Source organism: Variovorax sp. GW821-FHT10C12, from assembly GCF_059415405.1.
Genome location: NZ_JBWKNE010000021.1, coordinates 2,501 through 6,104, shown reverse-complemented (window position 1 = coordinate 6,104; position 3,604 = coordinate 2,501). Strand labels below are relative to the sequence as shown.

Annotated in this window: 2 rRNA genes; both read right to left on the bottom strand. The window is 49.9% G+C overall.

The window, feature by feature from the left end:
* Positions 1-277: 277 nt before the first annotated feature.
* Positions 278-390: ribosomal RNA gene (gene rrf / locus AC07OH_RS31885) — 5S ribosomal RNA — on the bottom strand.
* Positions 391-518: 128 nt separating this feature from the next.
* Positions 519-3,394 (bottom strand): 23S ribosomal RNA (locus AC07OH_RS31880).
* Between the last annotated feature and the right edge of the window lie 210 nt (positions 3,395-3,604).

Sequence of the window (3,604 nt, the reverse complement as noted above, 5' to 3'; positions counted from 1 at the left end):
TGGCTTGCTGGGACGCCGTATTTCGAGCTGATTCGAGCTCGATTCTTTGCAGAAGAGACGCTGGAAGCTCTGACGTCGGAGCTGCTTGCAGAACTGATTGCGGTTGGCGCAGCACAATCCGATGCTTTGGGAGTTCGCAACGCCTGATTGACGGTTGTTTGCCTCAATAAAAAAGCGCCCTCTCTTTCGAGTTGGCGCTTTTTATGCGTTTGATCTTTGCTTCGCGCAAAGCAAAAAACCCCAGTCATTGCTGACTGGGGTTTTCTGGGCTGTAAGAGCCTGACGATGACCTACTTTCACACGGGAACCCGCACTATCATCGGCGCTGAGTCGTTTCACTGTCCTGTTCGGGATGGGAAGGAGTGGTACCAACTCGCTATGGTCATCAGGCATAAAGGGTTGTCTGATTGATCACACGATCAATCAAACGAATTCATAGAGTTTGGAATCAGCTTTTGGCGAATTATTTTGAATGCGTCAACTTGGCATAACACCTTGATCAGATTGATCAAAGTTATAGGGTCAAGCCGCACGAGCAATTAGTATCAGTTAGCTTAACGCATTACTGCGCTTCCACACCTGACCTATCAACGTCCTGGTCTTGAACGACTCTTTAGGGGGCTCAAGGCCCCGGCAGATCTCATCTTGAAACGAGTTTCCCGCTTAGATGCTTTCAGCGGTTATCTCTTCCACACTTAGCTACTCGGCAATGCCACTGGCGTGACAACCGATACACCAGAGGTGTGTCCACTCCGGTCCTCTCGTACTAGGAGCAGGCTTCCTCAAATCTGCAGCGCCCACGGAAGATAGGGACCAAACTGTCTCACGACGTTTTAAACCCAGCTCACGTACCTCTTTAAATGGCGAACAGCCATACCCTTGGGACCGGCTACAGCCCCAGGATGAGATGAGCCGACATCGAGGTGCCAAACACCGCCGTCGATATGAACTCTTGGGCGGTATCAGCCTGTTATCCCCAGAGTACCTTTTATCCGTTGAGCGATGGCCCTTCCATACAGAACCACCGGATCACTATGTCCTGCTTTCGCATCTGCTCGACTTGTCAGTCTCGCAGTTAAGCACGCTTATGCCATTGCACTATCGTCACGATGTCCGACCGTAACTAGCGTACCTTCGAACTCCTCCGTTACGCTTTGGGAGGAGACCGCCCCAGTCAAACTGCCTACCATGCACTGTCCCCGATCCAGATAATGGACCTAGGTTAGAACCTCAAACACACCAGGGTGGTATTTCAACGTTGGCTCCACAAGATCTAGCGACCCTGCTTCAAAGCCTCCCACCTATCCTACACAGATCTGTTCAAAGTCCAATACAAAGCTACAGTAAAGGTTCATGGGGTCTTTCCGTCTTTCCGCGGGGAGATTGCATCATCACAAACATTTCAACTTCGCTGAGTCTCAGGAGGAGACAGTGTGGCCATCGTTACGCCATTCGTGCAGGTCGGAACTTACCCGACAAGGAATTTCGCTACCTTAGGACCGTTATAGTTACGGCCGCCGTTTACTGGGACTTCAATCAAGAGCTTGCACCCCATCATTTAATCTTCCAGCACCGGGCAGGCGTCACACCCTATACGTCCACTTTCGTGTTTGCAGAGTGCTGTGTTTTTAATAAACAGTCGCAGCCACCGATTTTTTGCAACCCATTCATGCTTCGTTGTTCACTACACACTAATAGGGCACACCTTCTTCCGAAGTTACGGTGTCAATTTGCCGAGTTCCTTCTCCTGAGTTCTCTCAAGCGCCTTAGAATACTCATCTCGCGCACCAGTGTCGGTTTGCGGTACGGTCGTTGTTAGCTGAAGCTTAGTGGCTTTTCCTGGAACCTCGTTCAGTCACTTCACGGACAAGTCCGCTCGATCGTTGGCCTCGGTATATGTGCACCGGATTTGCCTAATGCACGCCTACATCCAACTAAACCAGAATAATCCAATAACTGGATGACCTATTAAGATCCGTCCCCACATCGCACTAACAATCGGTACAGGAATATTGACCTGTTTCCCATCAGCTACGCATCTCTGCCTCGCCTTAGGGGCCGACTCACTCTACGCCGATGAACGTTGCGTAGAAAACCTTGCGCTTACGGCGAGGGGGCTTTTCACCCCCTTTAACGCTACTCATGTCAGCATTCGCACTTCTGATACCTCCAGCACGCTTTACAACGCACCTTCACAGGCTTACAGAACGCTCTCCTACCACTTGCAATAAATTGCAAATCCGCAGCTTCGGTAACTGGCTTAGCCCCGTTACATCTTCCGCGCAGGACGACTCGATCAGTGAGCTATTACGCTTTCTTTAAATGATGGCTGCTTCTAAGCCAACATCCTGACTGTTTTAGCCTTCCCACTTCGTTTCCCACTTAGCCAATTTTAGGGACCTTAGCTGGCGGTCTGGGTTGTTTCCCTCTTGAGTCCGGACGTTAGCACCCGGTGCTCTGTCTCCCAAGCTGTACTCATCGGTATTCGGAGTTTGCCTTGGTTTGGTAAGTCGCCATGACCCCCTAGCCAAAACAGTGCTCTACCCCCGATGGTAATACTTGAGGCACTACCTAAATAGTTTTCGGAGAGAACCAGCTATTTCCAAGTTTGTTTAGCCTTTCACCCCTATCCACAGCTCATCCGCTAGTTTTGCAACACTAGTCGGTTCGGACCTCCAGTACCTGTTACGGCACCTTCATCCTGGCCATGGATAGATCACTTGGTTTCGGGTCTACACCCAGCGACTGATCGCCCTATTCGGACTCGATTTCTCTACGGCTTCCCTATTCGGTTAACCTTGCCACTGAATGTAAGTCGCTGACCCATTATACAAAAGGTACGCAGTCACCCCTTACGAGGCTCCTACTTTTTGTAAGCACGCGGTTTCAGGATCTATTTCACTCCCCTCCCGGGGTTCTTTTCGCCTTTCCCTCACGGTACTAGTTCACTATCGGTCAATGATGAGTATTTAGCCTTGGAGGATGGTCCCCCCATATTCAGACAGGATTTCTCGTGTCCCGCCCTACTTGTCGTTAGCTCAGTACCACACAGGTCATTTCACGTACGGGGCTATCACCCGCTATGGCCAGCCTTTCCAAGCTGTTCCGTTATGTCTTGTGCTATCACTAACAGGCTTCTCCGATTTCGCTCGCCACTACTTTCGGAATCTCGGTTGATGTCTTTTCCTCGAGCTACTGAGATGTTTCAGTTCACCCGGTTCGCCTCGCATGACTATGTATTCATCATGCGATACCTTTGCAGGTGGGTTTCCCCATTCGGAAATCTCCGGATCAAAGCTAATTTGCCAGCTCCCCGAAGCTTATCGCAGGCTATCACGTCCTTCGTCGCCTATCATTGCCAAGGCATCCACCACGTGCTCTTATTCACTTGACCCTATAACTTTGACGTTTCTTGCGAAACTACAAAATCATCTCAAGGAATATGTCAGGTCTTTCACCTGACGCGTTATGCCGCACTTCCAATATCGATTTGACTCGAAATTGAAGTTTCTTTTGACGCAATCAAAAATTCTATGTTGCTGATGGCACGGTCTGCACTAAACCTTTACGAATGTGCAGTTTCCATCAGCAACGCTGATTCGAC